Raw genomic sequence first — 20,569 nt, 5'->3', positions numbered from 1 at the left:
AGTCGTACCGGCGATCACAGCTCAAGGAGCCCCCTATGACCCGCTACGCAGACATCCCCAAACCCATCCGCTCCGGAATAGTCGTCGTCAACCCCGACACCGGCACCCCCCAGCGCATCATCGTCCTCCAGTTCAACCCGGACACCCTGGAGCGCAGCATCGCCCCCCAGTCCGCCGGTGACAGCGGTGACGGCGGCAGTGGCGGCAAGGGCGGTGGAGACCGCAACGAGGCGCTTCGGCTCAAGGGCCCCGCCGAAGAGACCTGGAAGTTCACCGCCGAGATCGATGCCACCGACCAGTTGGAGATCGCCGCGCCCGACGGGATCCACCCCCAACTCGCCACCCTTGAAATGCTCGTGCAGCCGACCACGGCCCAGTTGCGGGCGGCTAGTCGGCTGGCGGAGAAGGGCACCATCGAGATCAGCCCGATCGAGATGCCGCTCACGCTGTTCACATGGGGAAGCAAGCGGGTCATGCCCGTGCGGCTCACCGAGCTTTCCGTCAACGAGTCCGCCTTCGACGTGAACCTCAATCCGATTCGAGCCTCGCTGAGCATCGGGATGAAGATCCTCACCGTCAGTGATCTGCCGGCCGGACACCGCGGTGCCGATCTGTACATGGCCCACCTCGCGCAGAAGGAGCGGCTCGCCGCTGCCGCGCGCGGCGGGAGTCTCGGGGCGCTCGGGCTGCCTGGTGCCGACGTACTGAGTGGAAGGGGCTGAGTCCGAACCCATGGCTGAGATCGAGTCCTACGAGAGTGCCTTCAGCGCGATACCGGGCGCTCACCCTTATCCGCGCACCAGCCGCTACCACGACGCCGAGATAGGCATTCACGTCCAGGAGGACGGCACCGAAGTCCGCTACGCCAAGCGCCGGTTGCTGCCCCCTCTCGACGCCCAGGAGACGCAGGAGCATGTCGTGGGTGCAGGGGAGCGACCAGACTTGCTCGCCCAGCGCTTCTTCGGCGACCCGGGTCAGTGGTGGCGGATCGCCGACGCCAACCCCGTCATCGACCCACGGGAGTTGACCGACGAGGCCGGGCGGATCGTCGACATCCCCGAGCCCGGAGGGCGTCGCCGTGTCTGAACAGCCCGTGCTGCACGGCCCCGTCCACATCACGCTTCTCATGGGGCCGAAGCTCGTGAAGCCCGTGCCGGCCGAGGTGACCGAGGCACTGCTGTCCGCCCAGATCACCGCCACCGCGGGGGAGAGGAGCGGGTTCCAGCTCGCCTTCGACCTCACCAAGACCGGGATCATCAACCAGCGGCTGCTGCCCGAGGGGTTCTTCGATCCCAAGACGCGGCTCATCGTCACCGTCAGTGTCCGGGGAACGACCGATGTTCTCTTCGACGGGCTCATCGTGCGTCAGGAGGTCGGTGCGAGCAATCAGCCCGGGCACTCCACCCTCACCGTCACCGGCGAGGACCTCACCCTGCTCATGGACCTCGAGGAGCGCACCGCCCGGTATCCCAACCTGCCGCCCTCCGAGCGCGTCCTCAACATCCTGCGCCGCTACTCCGACTACGGCATACGGCCCGACGTCTACGCAGAGAAGATCGCGCAGCCGCCGCACCAGGATCTGCGTGTGCACTACCAGACCGGTACCGACCTCCAGTACGTGACCGATCTCGCCCGCGCCAACGGCTACACCTTCTATCTCGAACCCGGGCCCAACCCCGGCCAGTCCTCCGCCCGTTGGGGCCCGGAAGTCCGCCTCGGCATCCGTCAGCACGCCCTGAACGTGAACATGGACGCCAATACCACCGTCGACCAGCTGACCTTCGCCTACGACGGGACGGCGAGGGAGGAACCGCAGGCCCGTTGGCAGGACCCGGGGACCCGCGTGTCCACGCTGCTGCCCCAGCCGCCGATCAGCCCCCTGCGTCCGCCCCTCGGCCGCCGCCCCACCCCTGCCCTCAGGCGCAGGACCCTGTCCGGCACCGCCAAGCAGCAGCGCGAGCAGGCCGAGGCCGAGCTTCTCGCCCGGGCCGCCGTCTCCGCGGACGTCGTCTCCGGGTCCGGGTCGCTCGACGTCAACCGGCACGGCTACATCCTGCAGCCGCGCCAGTTGGTCGGCGTGCGCGGCTCGGGGCGGGCGTACGACGGCGACTACTACGTCAAGTCCGTCACGCACAACCTGCGGCCGGGGTCCTTCCAGCAGAACTTCACCCTCTCCAGGGAGGGACTGGAAGCCCTCACCGACACCGTCCGGCCGTAACACCGAATCACTCAGGAGCAGTTCAGCATGGCGGCACCCAACAATCGCTACCTCGGCAAGTTCCGCGGCCGGGTCGTCGACAACAACGACCCCCTGCGCATCGGCCGTATCACTGTCGAGGTCCCGGACGTCCTCGGTGACGAGCCGTCCACCTGGGCGCTGCCCTGCCTGCCGTTCACCGGGCCGGAGGCCGGGCAGTTCGTGGTGCCGGCGCCGGGGGCCGGTGTGTGGGTGGAGTTCGAGCAGGGGGATCCCAGCTTCCCTGTCTGGACCGGGTGCTGGTACGGCGCCGCCGAGGAGCTGCCGCCCGACGCACGCCGCGCGCTGCAGGCGAACTCGCCCAGCAAACCGGTCGTCGTACAGACACCGGGTGCGCACAAGATCGTCATGGACGACACCGCCGGTGCCGAGCAGGGGATTCTGCTGCAGGCCCAGGGCGGTGCCTTCATCCGCATCACCAAGGAGACCGTGGTCATCGCCAACGGAGCGGGCGCCGAGATTCTCCTGCGTGGTGGTCAAGTCATCGTCAACCAGGGTCAGTTGACCGTGGAACCGAAGCGCTAGCAACACGGGGGAGAAGAGAAGTTGTCCGGGAGTCTGCTCGACGCGAGCGCCGTGATCGGCTGCCCGCACGGCGGCCGGGTCACCGCCGCCACCACACCTTCCGGCGGCGTACGCATCGGGGGCGCCGCCGTCGCCACGGGCGCGCACGCGTACGTCGTCACCGGCTGCCCGCACTCCGTCGCAGGAGTCCCCTCGCCGTGCGTCTCGGTCCGCTGGACCGCCGACGGCAGCGGGGTCACGGTCGACGGCGCGCCCGTGCTGCTCGACACCTCCGCAGCCGAGTGCTTCACGGCGGCCTTCGTGCCGCAGGGACCGCCCCTGGTCCAGGCCGCACAGCGAAAGGTCACCGTCCGATGAGCCGCGCCACACGCCAGCATCCGCGCACCGACATCGCGTTCCCCTTCCACGCCGACCGCCGTGGCCGCACCGCCCACGCCGGACACGCCGCGCACGTCCACGACCTGATCGAGCAGCTGCTGTTCACCAGCCCGGGGGAGCGTGTCATGCGCCCCGACTTCGGCTGCGGCCTCCTCGACCTCGTGTTCGCGCCCAACAGCCCCGAGCTGGTCAGCACGCTCGAACTCTCCGTGCAGGCCTCGCTCCAGCGCTGGCTCGGCGACCTCATCGACGTCGTCGCCCTGGACATCGTCAGCGACGACAACGCCGTTCGCGTCCACCTGTCGTACGTCCTGCGGGCCACCGGAGCCCGGACCGACGACGTCTTCGAAGGGAGGGCGGCATGAGCACGGGCACGACCACCTCCCGCCGCGCCAAGGTGAGAGCCGCGCAGCTCAACGGAGTCGACGCGGTGGAGGTCAGTGACGACGGGCTGCTGCTCACCGTCACCTTCCTCGGCAAGGCCCCGCACGGCCTCGGCCCCGAGAACGTCCGTATCGACGGCGGCCGCCGCATCACCGGCATCACCGCCGTCGACGTCAGCGTCGAGCGCGAGGAGGACCCGGAGCTCGACGACCGGCTCTACGTCACCCTCGACCGGGCCGGCGACACCTCGCGGTACGTGTTCGCGCTCGTCGAGACCGATCCGTACGGCCGCCCGGGAACGGAACTCTTCCGGGGCTTCGACCAGCGTTACCACCGCGCCTCCTTCTCCTTCCGGCCCGACTGCCCGACGCCCTTCGACTGCAAGGACGACGAGCCGGAGCCGGAGGCCTTCCCCGCCGCACCCGTCGTCGACTACACCGCCCGCGACTACGAGACCATCCGCAAGCTGCTCCTGGACCGGCTCGCGCTGACCACGCCCGACTGGGTCGAGCGCAACCCCGCCGACCTGGGCGTCACGCTCGTCGAACTGCTCGCGTACACCGGTGACCAGATCAGCTACCAGCAGGACGCGGTGGCCACCGAGGCCTACCTCGACACCGCGCGGCGCAGGGTCTCCGTACGGCGGCACGTCCGGCTCATCGACTACGCCATGCACGACGGCTGCACCGCACGGGCGTACGTCACCGTGCAGACCACCGGCGACACCACGCTCGCGCCGGGCACCTTCCGCTTCGCCTCTGTCGACGTCCGCGCCCTCGACCCGCACGACCGGCCCGAACCGGGCACGGTGATCGACGAGAACGACCTCGGCGACCTGGACGAGCGCGGATCGGTCGAGGTCTTCGAACCGGTCGTCGCCGCCGACCCGTTGGAGCTCAGAGTCGCCCACAACGCGATCCGTCTGTGGACCTGGGGCGGCGAGGTGTGCACCCTGCCGAAGGGCGCCACCTCCGCCACCCTGCGCGACGAGTGGGACGACCCGGAGACCTGCCGGGACCGTCGACTCGCCCTCCGCCCCGGCGACCTGCTGGTGCTGGAGGAGGTCAAGGGCCCGCGCACCGGCACCCCCGGGGACCAGGACCCGAGCCACCGGCAGGCCGTACGCCTCACCTCCGTCACCCCGGGCATCGACCGCATCGAGGACCAGCCGGTCCTGGAGGTCACCTGGGCCACGGAGGACGCACTTCGCCTCCCGTTCTGCCTCACCACCCGCGGCGGCCGCGACTGCCTGCCCGTCGAGGACGTGACCCTGGCCCGCGGCAACGTCGTCCTCGTCGACCACGGCCGCACGCTCACCGGACTCCCGCAGACGGCCACCGTGCCGCCGGAGCCGGCCGTCGTCGCCGCCTGCGCCCCTCCCGCCTTCGGCTGCCACGACCGCGAGGAGGGCAACGCCCTGGCGCGGCTGATCAACTCCCTCACGGACAAGACGGAGAGCGCTCAGGCCCTCGTACCCGACGACGTCCGGGAACTCTTCGAGGTGGTCGGCGAGGCGGCGACCGTACGCGCCGGAATCGGACTGGAGCGCGCCGGGCAACGGCATGAGCGTGTGGTGCCCGGCACCGCGTACGCCCAGGCGGCGGCCCTGCGCACCCTGCTCGCACAGTCTGTCTATCCCGGCATCGCGCCGCGCTTCCGGCCCGTCCTCTCGCGTACACCCGTGGTGCAGGCGGTGGCCTTCCCCGACGCGCAGTCCGTGGCCGCGGGGCAGGCCGCGCGGATCGCCGCGATCCCGGGAGCGGTCCGTCAGCGGCTGGTCGAGCTGTGGCGCAGCGCCCGCGACCGCGACGGGCTCGGGGACGAGGAGATCGACGAACTCACCGTCATCTACGGCCTGAAGGTCATCGAGCGGTTCGAGCTCCGTACGCATCCCGTCCGCGCCCTGCGTGAACTCCTGCACCGGAACGACGAGTTGCTCGACGCGAAGCTGCGGCGCGTGGCCGTCCTCGCCTCCCGGGCCCGTGCGGGCACGGTCCTGGACGGGCACATCGCCTGGGAGATCGCACACACCTGGGGCCCGGCGTACGCGGCCGGACTGCACCCCGACGAGCCGGTGCTGCGCGGCTCCGCGACCGCCGCGCTCGCCCAGGAACCGCGCCGCGCCCTGCCCGCCGTACGTGTCGAGGACGGCGACCTGACCTGGCTGCCCCGCCGCGACCTGCTGCACAGCGGCCCTCGCGACCGGCACTTCGTCGGCGAACTGGAGGACGACGGCCGCCTCGCCCTGCGCTTCGGCGACGGGCGGCACGGCGCGAAGCCGACGCCGGGCGCACGTCTCGCCCTGCACTACCGGCTCGGCGGCGGCATCGCGGGCAACGTCGGCGCCGAGGCCATCAACCACCTGGTCATCCAGAGCGACTGCGAGCAGCCGCCGGCCGCCGTGGTCCGCAACCCGCTGCCCGCCACCGGCGGCGTCGAGCCCGAACCGGTCGAGCAGGCACGCCAGTTGGCCCCGCTCGACCTGCGCCGCACCCGACTGCGCGCGGTCACCGCCGAGGACTACGCGGCCCTCGCCGCACAGTTTCCCGGCGTGCAGCGCGCCGCCGCCGAGATCCGCTGGACCGGCAGCGTCCAGGAGGCCCACATCGCCATCGACGCATACGGCAGCGCCGACCCGTCCGCCGAGCTGCTCGCGCACGTCGAGCAGTCCCTGGAGGCGTACCGGCGCATCGGCCACGACCTCGTGGTCGGCCCCGCCCGCCTGGTACCGCTCGACATCGCGCTGACCGTGTGCGCCAGGCCCGGCCACCAGCACGGGCAGATCCTCGCCGAGCTGTACCGCGTGCTCGGCAACGGCCGACTCGCCGACGGCCGGCTCGGGTTCTTCCACCCGGACGCACTGACCTTCGGCGAACCCGTACGGCTCAGCCGGCTGGTCGCCGCCGCCGCGGCCGTACCGGGAGTCGAGAGTGTCCAAGTCACCCGGCTGCGGCGGCTGTTCGAACAGGACCGAGGAGAGAGGGAGGAAGGCGTGCTGCGGCTCGGCCCGCTGGAGATCGCCACCTGCGACAACGACCCGGACCGGCCGGAGAACGGCCTGCTGGCGATATCCCTGGGAGGTGCGGCCCGATGACCGCCACCGATGAGTGCACCTGCGGCTGCGGCGGCCACGACGAGCGCCTCGCGCCCACCCCGCCGCACAACCCGCCCGGCCGCACCGCCCTCGACTACCGCGTCGGCGAGTACGGCTCCTTCCTGGCCGCACTGCTCGACCGGCTCGCCTCACCGGCGTACCCGGCCCTGGAGGGGCTCACGGTCCGCACCCCGGACGACCCGGCGATCGGGCTTCTCGACGCCACCGCCGTCCTCGGCGACCTGCTCACCTTCCACTCGGAGCGGATCGCCGACGAGGCGTATGTCCGTACGGCGAACGAGCACCGGTCGCTGGTGCTGCTGGGGCGGCTGGTCGGACACCGGCCGCGGCCCGGTGTCGCCGCCGCGACCCATCTCGCGTACACGCTCGAACGTGATCCGCGTGCGGAGACACTGCCCGTCGTGATCCCGCGTGGGGCGCGCGCCCACAGTGTGCCCGCCTCCGCGGACGAGGAGTCGCTGACCTTCGAGACCAGCCGGGATCTCAGCGCGCGCTGGGACTTCAACGAGCTGAAGGTGCGGAGGCGTCGGCCGTCCTTGGTGACGCCCGACGATCTTGAGCGGCGTCCCGAATTGTTCGTCGAGGGCACGGCGAACTCCCTGCAGGTCGGGGACCAGTTGCTGTTCGTCTTCGGTGAGCAGGCCGGTGGGGAGCGGAAGTTGCTCCCTGTCGCCGGTGTGCGGATCGACCGTGACGAGGACGTCACGGCTGTCTCGTTGCCGAGGTCCGCGCCGCCTACGTTGAAGGAGCTTGTCGACGAGGTGCGGCGGTGGGTTGCCCTGCCTGCGGGGCCGGGGGAGCCGGGGGATGAGCCGCCTACGCCGGAGGTGCCCAATCCTCGGCCTGTCAGCCGGTTGATCGAGGACTTCGAGGATCAGGTGCTGAGCCCGTTGCGGACGGCTTTGGACGGCGTGAAGACGCCGGAGAGTCTGGCGGGCGTTCTGGCGGAGCCTGTCGCGCGGCTTGGTGAGGCGCAGGTGTTGGCCGAGCCGTGGGAGGACGTGGCTGCTTGGTTCGAGCAGCTGCAGGCCGTTCTGGCCGAACTGGCTGGGCGGGCACTGGAGCTGGCTCCTGCGCAGGGCACGTCTGAGAGTGCCTCGGCACGTGGGTTGGTGTCTGCGGCTTCGTCTGGGCTGGTCGCGCAGTTCCCCGCGCCCCTAACAGGCGGTTCTCGCGCCGCCGCCTTTCAGGCGCTGGCGGCTGTCCTCCCGGCTCTGCGCGCCCAGGCTCCAGCCGCACCCGGCGGTGTACGCGCCCAACGGCCCGGTACCGACACCGCCCGCCTCCTCCGCGCCCTCAACCCTCGCCTCGGCAGTCTCTATCCGGCCTGGCGTAAAGCTGTTGCCCCTGGGTCTGCTCCGCTTCTGCGCGCCCTGCTCGCCATGCGTGTCACCGCCGCCCCCTTCGGTTCCACCGCGCCGCTCAAGCCCGTTCAGGACGACAAGGGGCGGGTGATCCGGAGTGCGGACTGGCCGTTGACGGGGGCCGTGCTGACCGGGATGCGGGTCGTCTACGACACCGGAGGCAGAGCGCCGGTGCGGGCGGAGTTGCAGTATGTCGAGGGGAACAGTTCCGATCAGCGGGCCGTGACGCTGCCGCTCGCTCAGCAGGTCAACTTCGGGCTCGGTCCGGGGCATGTCGACCTCTCCAGCGGCTCCGGCCAGGAGCCCGCCGTCAGCATCCACCTCCGCGACGGACTCCCCGAGCGCACCCTGACGGTGTCCCGGCCGGGCGACGACGGGCTGGTGCACGTCGGTGTCAGGAACGGGACCGCGCAGGACGTCCCCCTGCGGCCCGGCATCCCCGTCCAGTTCACGCACGGCGAGTACGAGGTGAGCCTGCGCTACACGACAGGGAGCGCCGAGCCGAACGTCGAGATCGTCATCGCCAGCAAGCCTGCGCCGGTCAACCGGCGTGTGCTGCAGCTCGACAGCGTGCACACGAGCATCACCGTCGGGAGCTGGGTCGCGATCCGGCGTCCCGCGAAGGGGGCCCAGGACGGCATACCCGGCGACGCCAAGCTCGCGTTCGTCACCACCCAGGTCGTGGCGGCGCGCACCGCTGCGTACTCCAACTACGGCATCACCGGCCGCGGCACCGAACTCACCCTCGCCGACCCTTGGCTGGACGAGTTCGACGTGCTGCTGTCGCACATCCGGGACACCACCGTGTACGCCGGTGGCGAGCTGCTGCGGCTCGCGGACGAGCCGCTCGGCGAGGAGGTGCACGGCAACGAGATCGAACTCGCCGAGCTGTACGACGGACTGCGACCCGGGCGTCTGCTCGTCGTCGCCGGTGAGCGCAGTGACATCCCCGGGACGACCGGGGTGAGCGCCACCGAGGTCGTCTCGATCGCCGCCGCCGATGCCGCCGTCGACCCGCGGCTGCCCGGCGACCGCGTCCACACCCGGCTGACCCTGACCACGGATCTCACCTACCGCTACCACCGCGAGACGGTCCGCATCCTGGGCAACGTGGTCGAGGCCACCCATGGCGAGAGCCGGGAGGAGGCCATCGGCAGCGGTGACTCGGACCGCGTGGGCCAGACGTTCGCGCTCTGGCAGTCCCCGCTGACCTGGCTCGCCGACGACAACCCCCTCGGCGCCACTCCGGTGCTGGAGATCCGGGTGGACGGGGTGCTCTGGCACGAGGTCGACAGCCTCGCCGGACGCGGCCCGCGCGAGCGCGTCTACATCACCGGAACCGCCTCCGACGGCCGTACGACGGTCACCTTCGGCGACGGCATCCACGGCGCCCGGCTGCCCAGCGGCCACGAGAACGTCCACGCCCGCTACCGCTTCGGCACCGGCAGGGCGGCCAACGTCCCGGCCGACCGCATCACCCAGCCCCTCACCCGCCCGCTCGGCGTCACCGCGGTCACCAACCCCCGCCCGGCGACGGGCGGGGCGGACGCCGACGGACCCGGCCTGACCCGCCGTACGATCCCCCTCGCCGTCTCCGCACTCGACCGGCTCGTCTCCGCCGCCGACTACGAGGACTTCGCCCGCTCCCGCGCCGGCATCGGCCGGGCCGCCGCGCGTGAACTCTTCGACGGGCGGCGGCGCGTGCTGCACGTGACCGTCGCGGGTACGGACGATGTACCGCTCGACGGCGACTCGGACACGCTGCGTGCCCTGCGCGGGGCACTCACCGAGTACGGCGACGGCAACCTGGCCGTCCGCGTGGACGTGCGCGAACTGGTGCTGCTGCTCGTCGCGGCCAGGGTGAAGGTGGCCCCGGACTATGCGTGGGAGTACGTCGAGCCCCGGCTTCGGGCGGCGCTGCTGCGCCGACTCGGTTACGAGGGCCGGGAGTTGGGGCAGCCCGCCCGGCTCTCCGACCTCCTCGCCACCGCCCACACCGTGCCCGGCGTCGACTATGTGGACGTCGACGTCTTCACCGGCGTCCCTGCCTCCATCACCCCCAAAGAACTCGCCAAGCTGCTCACCCACCCCGGCCCACCCCGTTCGAGTGTGCCCGCGCACCCGGCGGCGTACGACGAGAGGATTCACACCGTCCGCGACACGAACGGCGAGACCCTGTCGTCCGTCTGCGCCCACTACGGCATCCCGCTCGCCGAACTCCTGCGCCTCAACCCCGACATCACCGACACCCGGCGCCTGAAGAAGGGCCGGTCGGTGTACGTCTTCCGCGGCATCCGCCCCGCCCAGCTGACCCTGCTGGCCCCGCGGGCCGCGGACACCCTCATCCTCACGGAGGTCAAGTGATGTCCCCGGACGTGCAGTTCGACACGGAAGCCCCGGCGACCTCTCGTGAGCCGGACGGCCTCGCCGCCCTGCTGCCCCGCTGGCACCTCCTGCGCGACGCCGAGGAGGGCGAGCCGCTGCGCGCGCTCCTCGCCGTGATCGCCGAGCAGCTCGACCGGGTCCGCGACGGCGTGGCGCAGGGCTACGAGGACCTCTTCGTGGAGACGGCGGCCCCCTGGGTGCTGCCGTACCTGGGTGACCTGGTCGGTTACCGCACCCTGCCGGGCTATGAACGCGTCCTCACCACCGGCTTGCACGAGGGCGGCAGGGAGGCTCTCGCGGAGGCGATCGCCCCGCGCGCCGACGTGGCCGCCACGGTCGCGGGCCGGCGCCGAAAGGGCACGCTGCACCTGCTGGAGGAGCTCTCCGAGCAGGTCGCCGGCTATCCCGCCCGCGCCGTCGAGCTGTCGCGGCTGGTCGCGCACAACCAGTCCGTGAAGCTGTACCGGGACACGGGCAGGGGCCGTCTCGTCGACCTCAGGGACGGCTCGGCGCTCGCGCTCCAGGGCGCTCCGTTCGACACCACGGCCCGTACCGTCGACGTCCGTCGCGCCAACTCGACGCGCAGACAGGGAGGTTGGAGCCCAGCCGGAGTCGCCCTCTTCGTCTGGCGGCTCAAGGCGTACTCGCTGACCTCCTCCCCGGCCTACTGCATCGACCGCGCCCGCAACCTGTACACCTTCTCGATCCTCGGCAACGACAGCCCTCTGGTCACCAAGCCGGTACCGGAGCCGTCGCCCACCCACATCGCCACCGTCGACAACGTCCCGGCGTTCATCACCCGCCGTCTGCTGCACGACCGGCTGCTGGACTACTACGGTCCCGGCAAGAGCTTCGTCATCCGGCGCGACGGCGAGGACAAGCCCGTACCGCCTTCCGACATCGTGGTCGCCGACCTGTCCGACTGGCGTTACCGGCCCAGGCGCGGGCAGATCGCCGTCGACCCGGAGCTCGGGCGGATCGCGTTCGGGTCGCGGTCGGCGCCCCGGCAGGGCGTGTGGGTGGACTACCACTACGGGTACGGCGCCGACATGGGCGGCGGCGAGTACGAGCGGCCCGACCGGGTGGAGCGGCCGGACGCGACCTTCTACCGGGTCGGCCCGGGGCAGCCGTACCGCCTGATCATGGACGCCTACCGGGCCTGGCAGCACGACCGCCGGGCAGGCGACACCGGTCCCGACGGCATCATCGAGATCACGCACAGCGGCGCCTACCAGGAGCAGCTGGACTTCGACCTCGACCCCGGCGACCGGTTGGAGCTGCGGGCGGCGGAGGGCGCGCGGCCGGTGATCCGGCTGCTCGACTGGTACAGCAACCGGCCCGACGCCCTCAACATCCGTGCCGTACACGAGGACTGCGCGCCGCACGAGCGGCCGCGGATCGTCCTCGACGGGCTGCTGGTCGCCGGGCGCGGCATCAACGTCACCGGCCCGATGGGTGCGGTCGTCGTACGGCACAGCACCCTCGTACCCGGCTGGTCGCTGGAGCCCGAGTGCGAGCCGCACTCGCCCGAGGAGCCCAGCATCGTCCTGGACCGCACCACCGCCTGCCTGCAGATCGAGCACAGCATCCTCGGCACCATCGAGGTCATCGGCGACGAGGTCGGCGAGGACCCCCTCGACATCCACCTCCGCGACAGCATCCTGGACGCCACCGGCCACGACCGCGAGGCCCTGTCCGCCCCGGACTGCCGGCACGCCCACGCCGTGCTCCATGTGCACCGCACGACCGTCATCGGCGAGGTCCACACCCATGCGGTGGAGATCGCCGAGAACTCGGTCTTCACCGGGAAACTGCACGTGGCCCGTCGCGGCATCGGGTGTCTGCGGTACTCGGCCGTCCCCGCCGGCTCGCGCACCCCGCGCCGCCATCGCTGCACCGACGTACGGCCGTTGTTCGCCGCCGTGCGCTACGGGACGCCCTGGTACGGGCAGTTGGCCGACCGATGCCCCGAGGAGATCCGGCGCGGTGCGGACGACGGTGCCGAGATGGGTGCCTTCCACGACCTGTACCGGCCGCAGCGCGAGGACGGTCTGCGGGCGCGGCTCGCGGAGTACACGCCCGCGGGCTCGGACGCCGGGATCTTCTTCGTGACCTGAGCAGTGCCGCCGTACGACCCACCCGCAGAATCCTGAACCAGGGGGACCCCCTTCATGCACGCTGATCTCTCCCGTCTGACCTTCCGGCCGGAGCGGCACTACTCCGCGGTCGTCGCCCAGCAGGGCCGAGTCCAGCTCGACGCCGACGCCAACGAGCAGGCCGCGATCCAGTTGCACCAGACGCGCACGCTCGCCGCCGACCTGATCGGCCGCTACGGCGGGCCGCGCGACGCGGCGGGACGTGACATCGCGGGCTTCCGCATCGACTACGTCGGCGGCAAGCTCGACATCGACACCCTCCACATCCAGGGCGGCCACTACTACGTCGACGGCATCCTGGTCGACGCGACCCGCCCGGCGCCCGGTGAGCCCGTACCCCACGAGGAGGGGGACGAGGACACCCCGGCCCCGCCGCCGTACTGGACGTACTGGGACCAGCCCGACGCCTTCCGCGACCCGGAACGCGACCGGCTGCCCTCGCCCGCGCAGGTACCGTTCGTGGTCTACCTGAACGTGTGGGAGCGGTCGGTGAACGCGGCCGAGGACCCCGCGCTGCGCGAGGTCGCCCTGGGTGCCGCGATGCCGGACACCGCGGCCCGGGTGAAGGTGGTCTGGCAGGTACTGCCGCTGTCCCTCGCCGAGCTGGCGATCGAGAACACCGACCCGTCGAAGGACGTCGTCCGCGCGGCCTTCGACAAGTGGGCGCAGAAGCAGTCCCTGTCCTCGGGCCGCCTGGCCGCCCGCAGCGAGCGGCCCGACCACGCCGACGAGGACCCGTGCCTGGTCAGGCCCGATGCCCGCTACCGCGGAACGGAGAACCAGCTCTACCGAGTCGAGGTGCACACGGGCGGCGAGGCGAAGGACGCCACCTTCAAGTGGTCCCGCGAGAACGGCTCGGTGGTCTTCCCGGTCGACGGACTCGACGGCACCTGGGTGCAGTTGGCGTCCCTCGGCCAGGACGACAAGCTGGACCTGGACGTCGGCGACCACGTCGAGGTCACCGACACGGCGTACTCCTCCCGTCTGGAGGCCCTGCCCCTGCTGCGGGTCGAGGAACTGGACCTGCCGGGCCGGCGTGTCCGACTCTCCGCCGAGCCCGAGTCGCGTGTCGGGCGGCTGCCCGAGCTGAACCCGTACCTGCGCCGCTGGGACCACCGCGAGGGCCCCAGGCACAAGGGCCGTACGGCGGCACTCAAGGGCGGAGCCGTCCCCGTCACGGAGGGGGAGTGGCTGCCGCTGGAGGACGGCGTCGAGGTGTACTTCGCCAAGGGCGGCGGCTACCGCACCGGCGACCACTGGCTGATCCCCGCGCGCACCGCCACCGGCAACGTCGAATGGCCGACCGACCCGGCGCGCCGCCCGCTGCTCCAAGGACCCGCCGGCATCACCCGCCACCTCGCCCCGCTCGCCCTGGTCAAGGGCGAGGAGGGCGCCGTCGACCTGCGCCTCGGCTTCCGCCCGCTGGCCAGCGGCATGCCCGCCGCGGACGAGGCGACCCTCGCCGCGGAGGCCCAGGCACGCCGTGAGGAACTGGAGGCCGAGGACCCCTCGCACGGAAGGTCGCAGACCACCGCGGAAGCGGAGGCAGCAGTGGACGGAGACGAGTGATGGCCACACCCATGAACGCGTCCAAGCTGGTGGAGATCCTGCGCGCCGAAGGCGTCACGGTGATCGAGGTGCGCAACTGGCGCACCCACAACCGCAACACGAAGGGCCCCTGGGGCCCGGTCAACGGCGTGATGATCCACCACACCGTCACCTCGGGCACCGACCACTCCGTGAACATCTGCTACGACGGCTACCCCGCCCTGCCCGGTCCGCTCTGCCACGGCGTCATCGACAAGCAGGGCCGTGTCCACCTCGTCGGCAACGGCCGCGCCAACCACGCGGGCCTCGGCGACCACGACGTGCTGCGCGCCGTCGTCAACGAGTCGAAGCTGCCGCACGACAACGAGGCCGACACCGACGGCAACCGGCACTTCTACGGCTTCGAGTGCATCAACCTCGGCGACGGCAGGGACCCCTGGCCCGAGGCCCAGAAGGAGGCCATCGAGAAGGTGTCCGCCGCGATCTGCCGTCACTACGGCTGGAGCGCCGCGTCGGTCATCGGGCACAAGGAGTGGCAGCCGGGCAAGGTGGATCCGCGCGGCTTCACCATGGACGGCATGCGCAAGCGGATCGCCGACCGGCTGGCCGGCCGGTCCCCGGCACCCGACCCGGACCCCAGGCCCGCTCCCTCCAAGCCGTCGTACGCGCCGTTCCCGGGCGCCGGCTTCTTCCACGACGGGCAGAAGTCCGCGGTCATCACGGCCATGGGCAGGCGGCTGGTCGCGGAGGGCTGCGGCCACTACGAGGAGGGGCCCAGCCCCGAGTGGACCGACGCCGACCGCGAGTCCTACCGGGCCTGGCAGCGCAAGCTCGGCTTCAAGGGCAGGGACGCGGACGGCATTCCGGGCAAGGTCAGCTGGGACAAGCTGAAGGTGCCCGCGACCTGAGAACCTGCGCCTTTGGCGGCCCGCCCGCCTACGCCGACTCGGCGTTGGTGGGCGGGTGTGCCGGACGTGCCGGTATCTGCGCGGGCAGGGGCGGCAGCGCAGTGCCGTACACCCAGGCGTCGAACAGGTCGTCCAGCGGCTCGTCCGCGTACCGGCCGACATGCGCCGTGAACGTCGCGGTCGTCACCGCCCCGCCCCGGTGCAGCCCCGCCCAGCCGCGCAGCATCCGGAAGAAGACGTCGTCGCCCAGCGCACAGCGCAGCGCGTGCACGGTCAGGCCGCCGCGCTCGTAGAGCCGGTCGTCGAACATCGCCTTGCGGCCCGGGTCGGCCAGTCGGAGATCCTGCGGCTGCGAGGACAGCAACCGGTGTGCGACGGAGGCGAGTTGCTGGGCGCTGCGCCCGCCCGAGCGCTCCGACCACAGCCACTCGGCGTACTTGGCGAGGCCCTCGTTCAGCCATATGTGCCGCCAGTCGGCTATGGACACGCTGTTGCCGAACCACTGGTGCGCCAGCTCGTGCGCCACGAGCCGCTCCGAACCCCGCGCCCCGTCCACGTGGTTGGCGCCGAACAGCGACAACCCCTGTGCCTCGACGGGGACATCGAGCTCCTCGTCGGTCACGACGACGGCGTACTCGTCGAACGGGTACGGCCCGAAGATCTCCTGGAACAGGTCCATCATCTGGGGCTGCCGCGCGAAGTCCCGGGAGAACTCCGGCAGGAGATGCGCCGGGATGTGCCCGTGCTGCGGCACTCCGCCCGGCCCCGGGTCGCCCAGCAGCACCGTCTGGTACTTGCCGATCGCCAGCCCCACCAGATAGCTCGACGTGGGCGCCGACTGCTCGTACACCCAGGTCGTCGTGGACGCCTTCGTCGTACGGGTCAGCAGCCGGCCGCCCGCCGCCACCGCGTACGCGGACGGCGTCGTGATCGAGATCTGGTACGCGGCCTTGTCGGCGGGCCGGTCGTTGCACGGGTACCAGGACGGCGCCCCGATCGGCTGGCTCGCCACCAGCGCCCCGTCCTCCAGCTCCTCCCAGCCGAGCCCGCCCCAGGGGCTGGGGACCGGCTTGGGGTTGCCCGACCAGTGCACCTCGACGGTGAACGCGGCACCGGGCCGGACCGGCTTGGCCGGGCGGATGCGCAGGCGGCCGCCACGGTGGGTGTAGTGCGGCTGGCGGCCGTCGACCCGGACCCGGCCGATCTTGAAGTCGGACAGGTTGAGGATGAACTCGGTCAGTGGCGAGCGGCCCGCGATGGCGTTGATCCGGGCCGCGCCCGCCAGGCGGTTCGGGCCCGGGCGGTAGTCCAGCGTGAGCTCGTACCGGTGCACCCGGTAACGGGGGTCACCGTGGTCCGGGAAGTACGGGTCCGAACCCGCCGTCTGCTGAACTGCCACTGCCGCTTCTGCTCCCTGCGCCGTCGTGCCACTCCATTCTGCCGGTTCACCGCTCACCGACTCCGAGTGGCCCGCGCTCAGGGACGCCATGCCTCGATCGGGTTGCCGAGCCAGCGGGTGTCGTCCGGGACGGACTCCGCGGCCATGACGAGCGACGCGGGACCCAGGGTGGTGCGGGCCCCGATCGTGCTGCCGGGCAGCACGATCCCGCCAGGGCCCAGCGTGGCGCCCTCACGGAGTACAACAGTATCCGTCCGCAAGATCCGGTCGTGGAAGAGGTGGGTCTGCAGGACGCAGCCGCGGTTCACGGTGGCCGCGTCCTCCAGGGTCACCAGGTCGGTCTCGGGCAGCCAGTAGCTCTCCACCCACACGCCCTTGCCGATCTTGGCGCCCAGGCCGCGCAGCCACGCGGTCATCAGGGGAGTCCCGGGCACCGAACCGGCCAGCCAGGGCACGGCCACGACCTCGACGAACGTGTCCGCGAGCTCGTTGCGCCACACGAAGCCGCTCCACAGCGGGTGCTCCCCGGTGCGGTGCCGCCCGACGAGCAGCCACTTGGCGACGAACGACACGACAGCGGCCGCGGCACCCGTGGTGAGCAGCACCAGACCGGACAGCAGGGGGGCCCAGGGCCCGAGCAGGCACAGCGCCGCCACCGTCAGCACGGCGAGGGCGGCTGAGCAGAACACCGGCACGATCCGGAACAGCTCCACCAGCCCGCGCGCCCACAGCAGCCGCGCCGGCGGGTCGTAGGTCAGGCTCTGGTCGCCCGTCTCGGCGCTGCGCGGCAGCTTGACCGGCGGCAGCCCCAGGTAGGAGCTGCCCTTCTTCGCCTTCTTCGGGGTGGCCGACAGCACGCCGACCAGCCCGCCGTCCGGCACGCTCCGGCCCGGCGCGGTCATCCCGGAGTTCCCGAGGAACGCCCGCCGCCCGATCTCCGCGCGCCCGATCCGCATCCAGCCGCCACCGAGCTCGTACGGCGCGGTCAGCGTGTCGTCGGCCAGGAACGCGCCCTCACCGACGGTCGTGAGGCTGGGCAGGGCCAGCACGGTGGACACCTCGGCGCCGCGCCCGATCTTCATTCCGAGCAGCCGCAGCCAGACCGGCGTGACCAGCCCCGCATACAGCGGGAACAGCGTCTCCCGGGAGCGGTCCATCAGCTGCGTGACCGTCCAGGCCTGCCAGCCGATCCGGCTGTGCGTGGGGTGCGTGCCCTCACGCAGGCCCAGGCTCAGCAGCCGTACGCCGACCAGGATCAGCAGCGCGTACGCCAGCCCGAACGCCAGCGTGGCGGGGACGAGGGCGAGCGCGGCACCGCGCAGGGGCGCGGCGGGGTCGATGAGGGCGTGCGCCACGAGGAACGCGACGCCACCGGCCACCAGCGGCAGCGCGGAGAGCGCGAGACCGGTCAGGCCGTACATCACGCGCCAGTACGTGCCGCGCTGCGGGCGCTCCTTGGGCCAGTTCCGCTTGGCCTTGCCGAGCTTGATCGCGGGCGCGCCCGCCCAGCGCTGGCCGGTGGGGATCTGGCCGGTGACGGCCGAGCCGGGGGCCACCTCGGCGCGCTTGCCGACGCGGGCGCCCGGGAAGAGCATGCTGCGGGTACCGATGGTGGCGTGCGCACCCACCTTGACCTGGCCGATCTCCAGACGGTCGCCGTCCAGCCACCAGCCGGACAGGTCGACCTCGGACTCGACGGCCGCACCCCGGCCCAGCTTGAGCAGGCCGGTGACGGGCGGCAGCGAGTGCAGGTCGACGTCCTGGCCGACCTTGGCGCCCAGCGCGCGGGCGTACCGCTCCAGCCAGGAGCCGGTCAGCGAGGTCGCTCCGCTGAACTCGGCCAGCCGCTCGGCCGTCCACAGGCGCAGGTGGACGCTGCCACCACGCGCGTACCGGCCGGGCTCGACTCCCCGCAGCAGCAGTCGCGCGCCGCCCGCGGCGATCGCGAGCCGCCCGGGCGGGCTGAACAGCAGCACCGCCTCGGCCGCGATCAGCCACCAGGGCGCGGTCGGCAGCCAGGAGTAGCCGGGCAGCAGGTTCCCGGCCGCGGCCAGGGCCACCGTCCAGCGCAGGCCGAGCAGCGTGAACAGCGGCACGAGCAGCAGCAGCTGGATCACCTTGGCGCTGGTCGGCACCGGGGTGATCGTGCGGCGGCCGCCGTCGTCCTGCGCCGACTTCTCCAGGTGGCGGGCCAGCTTGCGCAGGGTCGGCTGCTGGTAGATGTCGAGGACGGCCGCGCTGGGGTAGCGGGTGCGCAGCCTCGTCGTCAGCTGGGCGGCGGCCAGACTGTTGCCGCCGATCGCGAAGAAGTCGTCGCGGGCACTGGTGACCGGGATGCCGAGGACTTCCGTCCACTGCTCGGCGAGCCAGGCCTCGGTGCCGTAGAGCTGCTCGGCCGGACCGCCGGTCTCCAGGCCCTCCAGGGGCCAGGGCAGCGCGTTGCGGTCGACCTTGCCGGACGTCCGGGTCGGCAGGTCCTCGACCGGTGCGAGCAGCGGCACGAGGGCGGCGGGCAGCTCGGCCCGCAGCTTCTCCACCGCGGTCGCCTGGTCCCAGCCGTCCTGGGTGACGACATAGCCGACGAGGAGCTGGTTGCCGCTGCGCGCGGTACGCACCGCGGCCGCCGCACCCGCGACACCGGGCAGTGCCTGCAGCGCGGCGTCCACCTCGCCCAGCTCGATGCGGCGCCCGCCGAGCTTGATCTGCTCGTCGGCCCGCCCGAGGAAGACGAGCCCCTCGGGCTCGGCCTTGACCAGGTCACCGCTGCGGTAGGCCCGCTCCCAGCCCAGGGACTCCAGCGGCGCGTACTTCTCCGCGTCCTTCTCGGCATCGAGATAGCGTGCGAGCCCGACCCCGCCGATCACCAGCTGACCGCTGCCGCCCATCGGCACGGGCTCACCGGCCTCGTCGACGACGGCCAGCTCCCAGCCGTCGAGGGGCAGCCCGATACGGATCGGCTCCTCGCCGGACATGAGCGAGGCACAGGCGACGACGGTGGCCTCGGTCGGCCCGTAGGTGTTCCAGACCTCGCGGCCCTCCGTCACCAGCCGCTGCACCAGCTCGGGCGGGCAGGCCTCCCCACCGAAGATCAGCAGACGTACGTCGTTGAGGGTCTCGGGCTCCCAGAGCGCGGCGAGCGTGGGCACCGTCGAGACGACGGTGATCTCCTGCTCGACCAGCCAGGGCCCCAGGTCGGCGCCGCTGCGGACCTGCGAGCGCGGCACGGGCACCAGACAGGCGCCGTAGCGCCAGGCCAGCCACATCTCCTCGCAGGACGCGTCGAAGGCGACCGACAGTCCCGCCATGACCCTGTCACCCGGGCCGATCGGGTCGTCGGTCAGGAACAGCGCGGCCTCGGCGTCCACGAACGCGGCGGCACTGCGGTGACTGACCGCGACACCCTTGGGCTTCCCGGTGGAACCGGACGTGAAGATGATCCACGCGTCCTGCTCGACGCCGGGGCGGGCCGCGGGGACGTCGCTGCGCCCGGTGACGGTCAGCTCGTGCCCGGCGCCGACGACCGCTCGGACGTCGGCCTCCCCGAACACCAACTCGGCCCGCTCGTCCGGGTCCTCGGCGTCCACGGGGACATAGGCGGCACCTGCGGCGAGGACGGCCAGGATCGCGACGTACAGGTCATTGGTGCCGGAGGGAACCCGCACCCCCACGCGGTCCCCGAGCCCGACCCCGGCCGCGCCGAGGCGGCGGCGCAGCCGCTCCACCTCGGCGGCCAGCGCCCGGTAGGTGAGCCGGGTGGTGCCGTCGTCCAGGGCGAGCTCGTCCGGGTACGACCGCACCGATGCGTCGAAGATGTCGACGAGTGTGCGCGGGGAGGCCGCCTGACCCCCGGAGAAACGTGCGGTGTCGCCGAACTGCTGGTGGATCTCTGCGCTGAGCTCATCGTCGAGCAGGCCGAGAGCGCTGCTCTCGTCTATGGCTGCCATCCGGTCCTCGCGTCTCGATCCCGGAAGCCTCCGGGGCGCTGGCGGGCCCGCAGGTCTGCCTGGGGTTGTCCGGGTCCAGCTCCGTAACAAGCCGGAAATTTTAGTACGACGCTAGGTTCGGGACGGCTGATCGGCCACCCGGGTGGGCCGTTGGGGGCTGTCGGGAGAGTGGCCGACCCACTCTGACCTGGTGTTCTTCACTCCAG

At 72.0% G+C, this 20,569-nt stretch carries 13 protein-coding genes; 11 read left to right on the top strand and 2 right to left on the bottom strand.

Annotation, left to right across the window (positions count from 1 at the left end; genetic code table 11):
• The first annotated feature begins 35 nt into the window (after window positions 1-35).
• Genes ACWDAG_RS24510 through ACWDAG_RS24460 form a run of 11 tightly spaced genes read left to right on the top strand, consistent with a single transcriptional unit; the run spans window position 36 to window position 15,020 of the window.
• Window positions 36-722, top strand: coding sequence for a hypothetical protein (locus ACWDAG_RS24510; RefSeq protein WP_450697695.1), 687 nt, complete (start codon window positions 36-38; stop codon window positions 720-722).
• A gap of 10 nt (window positions 723-732) precedes the next feature.
• Window positions 733-1,086 carry a hypothetical protein gene (locus ACWDAG_RS24505; protein ID WP_450697694.1) on the top strand — a complete coding sequence of 118 codons (354 nt, stop codon included), beginning with the start codon at window positions 733-735 and terminating at the stop codon, window positions 1,084-1,086.
• Window positions 1,079-2,218, top strand: coding sequence for a hypothetical protein (locus ACWDAG_RS24500; protein ID WP_450697693.1), 1,140 nt, complete (start codon window positions 1,079-1,081; stop codon window positions 2,216-2,218). Before ACWDAG_RS24505 ends, ACWDAG_RS24500 begins: the two co-directional genes overlap by 8 nt.
• 27 nt (window positions 2,219-2,245) lie before the next feature.
• On the top strand, window positions 2,246-2,782 hold the full coding sequence (locus ACWDAG_RS24495) for a phage baseplate assembly protein V (RefSeq protein WP_450697692.1): 537 nt from the start codon (window positions 2,246-2,248) through the stop codon (window positions 2,780-2,782).
• A gap of 21 nt (window positions 2,783-2,803) precedes the next feature.
• Window positions 2,804-3,139 carry a hypothetical protein gene (locus ACWDAG_RS24490; protein WP_450697691.1) on the top strand — a complete coding sequence of 112 codons (336 nt, stop codon included), beginning with the start codon at window positions 2,804-2,806 and terminating at the stop codon, window positions 3,137-3,139.
• Window positions 3,136-3,525 (top strand): GPW/gp25 family protein, encoded by a 390-nt coding sequence (locus ACWDAG_RS24485; protein ID WP_450697690.1) that lies wholly within the window; start codon window positions 3,136-3,138, stop codon window positions 3,523-3,525. The genes ACWDAG_RS24490 and ACWDAG_RS24485 overlap by 4 nt, the downstream gene beginning before the upstream one ends.
• On the top strand, window positions 3,522-6,638 hold the full coding sequence (locus tag ACWDAG_RS24480; protein ID WP_450697689.1) for a putative baseplate assembly protein: 3,117 nt from the start codon (window positions 3,522-3,524) through the stop codon (window positions 6,636-6,638). Before ACWDAG_RS24485 ends, ACWDAG_RS24480 begins: the two co-directional genes overlap by 4 nt.
• Window positions 6,635-10,387: a putative baseplate assembly protein gene (locus tag ACWDAG_RS24475; RefSeq protein WP_450697688.1), complete on the top strand. Its 3,753-nt coding sequence runs from the start codon at window positions 6,635-6,637 to the stop codon at window positions 10,385-10,387. The genes ACWDAG_RS24480 and ACWDAG_RS24475 overlap by 4 nt, the downstream gene beginning before the upstream one ends.
• Window positions 10,387-12,525 (top strand): hypothetical protein, encoded by a 2,139-nt coding sequence (locus ACWDAG_RS24470; RefSeq protein ID WP_450697687.1) that lies wholly within the window; start codon window positions 10,387-10,389, stop codon window positions 12,523-12,525. The genes ACWDAG_RS24475 and ACWDAG_RS24470 overlap by 1 nt, the downstream gene beginning before the upstream one ends.
• Window positions 12,526-12,579: 54 nt before the next feature.
• Complete coding sequence (locus ACWDAG_RS24465) at window positions 12,580-14,133, top strand: DUF6519 domain-containing protein (protein ID WP_450697686.1); 1,554 nt, start codon at window positions 12,580-12,582, stop codon at window positions 14,131-14,133.
• Window positions 14,133-15,020, top strand: coding sequence for a peptidoglycan-binding protein (locus ACWDAG_RS24460; protein WP_450697685.1), 888 nt, complete (start codon window positions 14,133-14,135; stop codon window positions 15,018-15,020). Before ACWDAG_RS24465 ends, ACWDAG_RS24460 begins: the two co-directional genes overlap by 1 nt.
• 28 nt (window positions 15,021-15,048) lie before the next feature.
• Here ACWDAG_RS24460 and ACWDAG_RS24455 read toward each other — a convergent pair whose 3' ends face one another.
• Together ACWDAG_RS24455 and ACWDAG_RS24450 are read right to left on the bottom strand one after the other, a co-directional pair.
• Entirely contained in the window at window positions 15,049-16,419 is a 1,371-nt protein-coding gene (locus ACWDAG_RS24455; RefSeq protein ID WP_450697684.1) for a M1 family metallopeptidase, read from the bottom strand.
• A 77-nt stretch (window positions 16,420-16,496) separates the two neighbouring features.
• Window positions 16,497-20,363 (bottom strand): Pls/PosA family non-ribosomal peptide synthetase, encoded by a 3,867-nt coding sequence (locus ACWDAG_RS24450; protein WP_450697683.1) that lies wholly within the window; start codon window positions 20,361-20,363, stop codon window positions 16,497-16,499.
• Window positions 20,364-20,569: the final 206 nt, after the last annotated feature.

The organism is Streptomyces sp. NPDC001157, from assembly GCF_053598255.1.
The sequence above is the reverse complement of the archived record's forward strand: the minus strand, read 5'-3'. Positions and strand labels throughout refer to the sequence as shown.

Coding starts and splice junctions, on each gene's coding strand:
- ACWDAG_RS24510 (WP_450697695.1), top strand. CDS start 36: ATGACCCGCTACGCAGACATCCCCAAACCCATCCGCTCCGGAATAGTC.
- ACWDAG_RS24505 (WP_450697694.1), top strand. CDS start 733: ATGGCTGAGATCGAGTCCTACGAGAGTGCCTTCAGCGCGATACCGGGC.
- ACWDAG_RS24495 (WP_450697692.1), top strand. CDS start 2,246: ATGGCGGCACCCAACAATCGCTACCTCGGCAAGTTCCGCGGCCGGGTC.
- ACWDAG_RS24485 (WP_450697690.1), top strand. CDS start 3,136: ATGAGCCGCGCCACACGCCAGCATCCGCGCACCGACATCGCGTTCCCC.
- ACWDAG_RS24480 (WP_450697689.1), top strand. CDS start 3,522: ATGAGCACGGGCACGACCACCTCCCGCCGCGCCAAGGTGAGAGCCGCG.
- ACWDAG_RS24475 (WP_450697688.1), top strand. CDS start 6,635: ATGACCGCCACCGATGAGTGCACCTGCGGCTGCGGCGGCCACGACGAG.
- ACWDAG_RS24470 (WP_450697687.1), top strand. CDS start 10,387: ATGTCCCCGGACGTGCAGTTCGACACGGAAGCCCCGGCGACCTCTCGT.
- ACWDAG_RS24465 (WP_450697686.1), top strand. CDS start 12,580: ATGCACGCTGATCTCTCCCGTCTGACCTTCCGGCCGGAGCGGCACTAC.
- ACWDAG_RS24460 (WP_450697685.1), top strand. CDS start 14,133: ATGGCCACACCCATGAACGCGTCCAAGCTGGTGGAGATCCTGCGCGCC.
- ACWDAG_RS24450 (WP_450697683.1), bottom strand. CDS start 20,363: ATGGCAGCCATAGACGAGAGCAGCGCTCTCGGCCTGCTCGACGATGAG.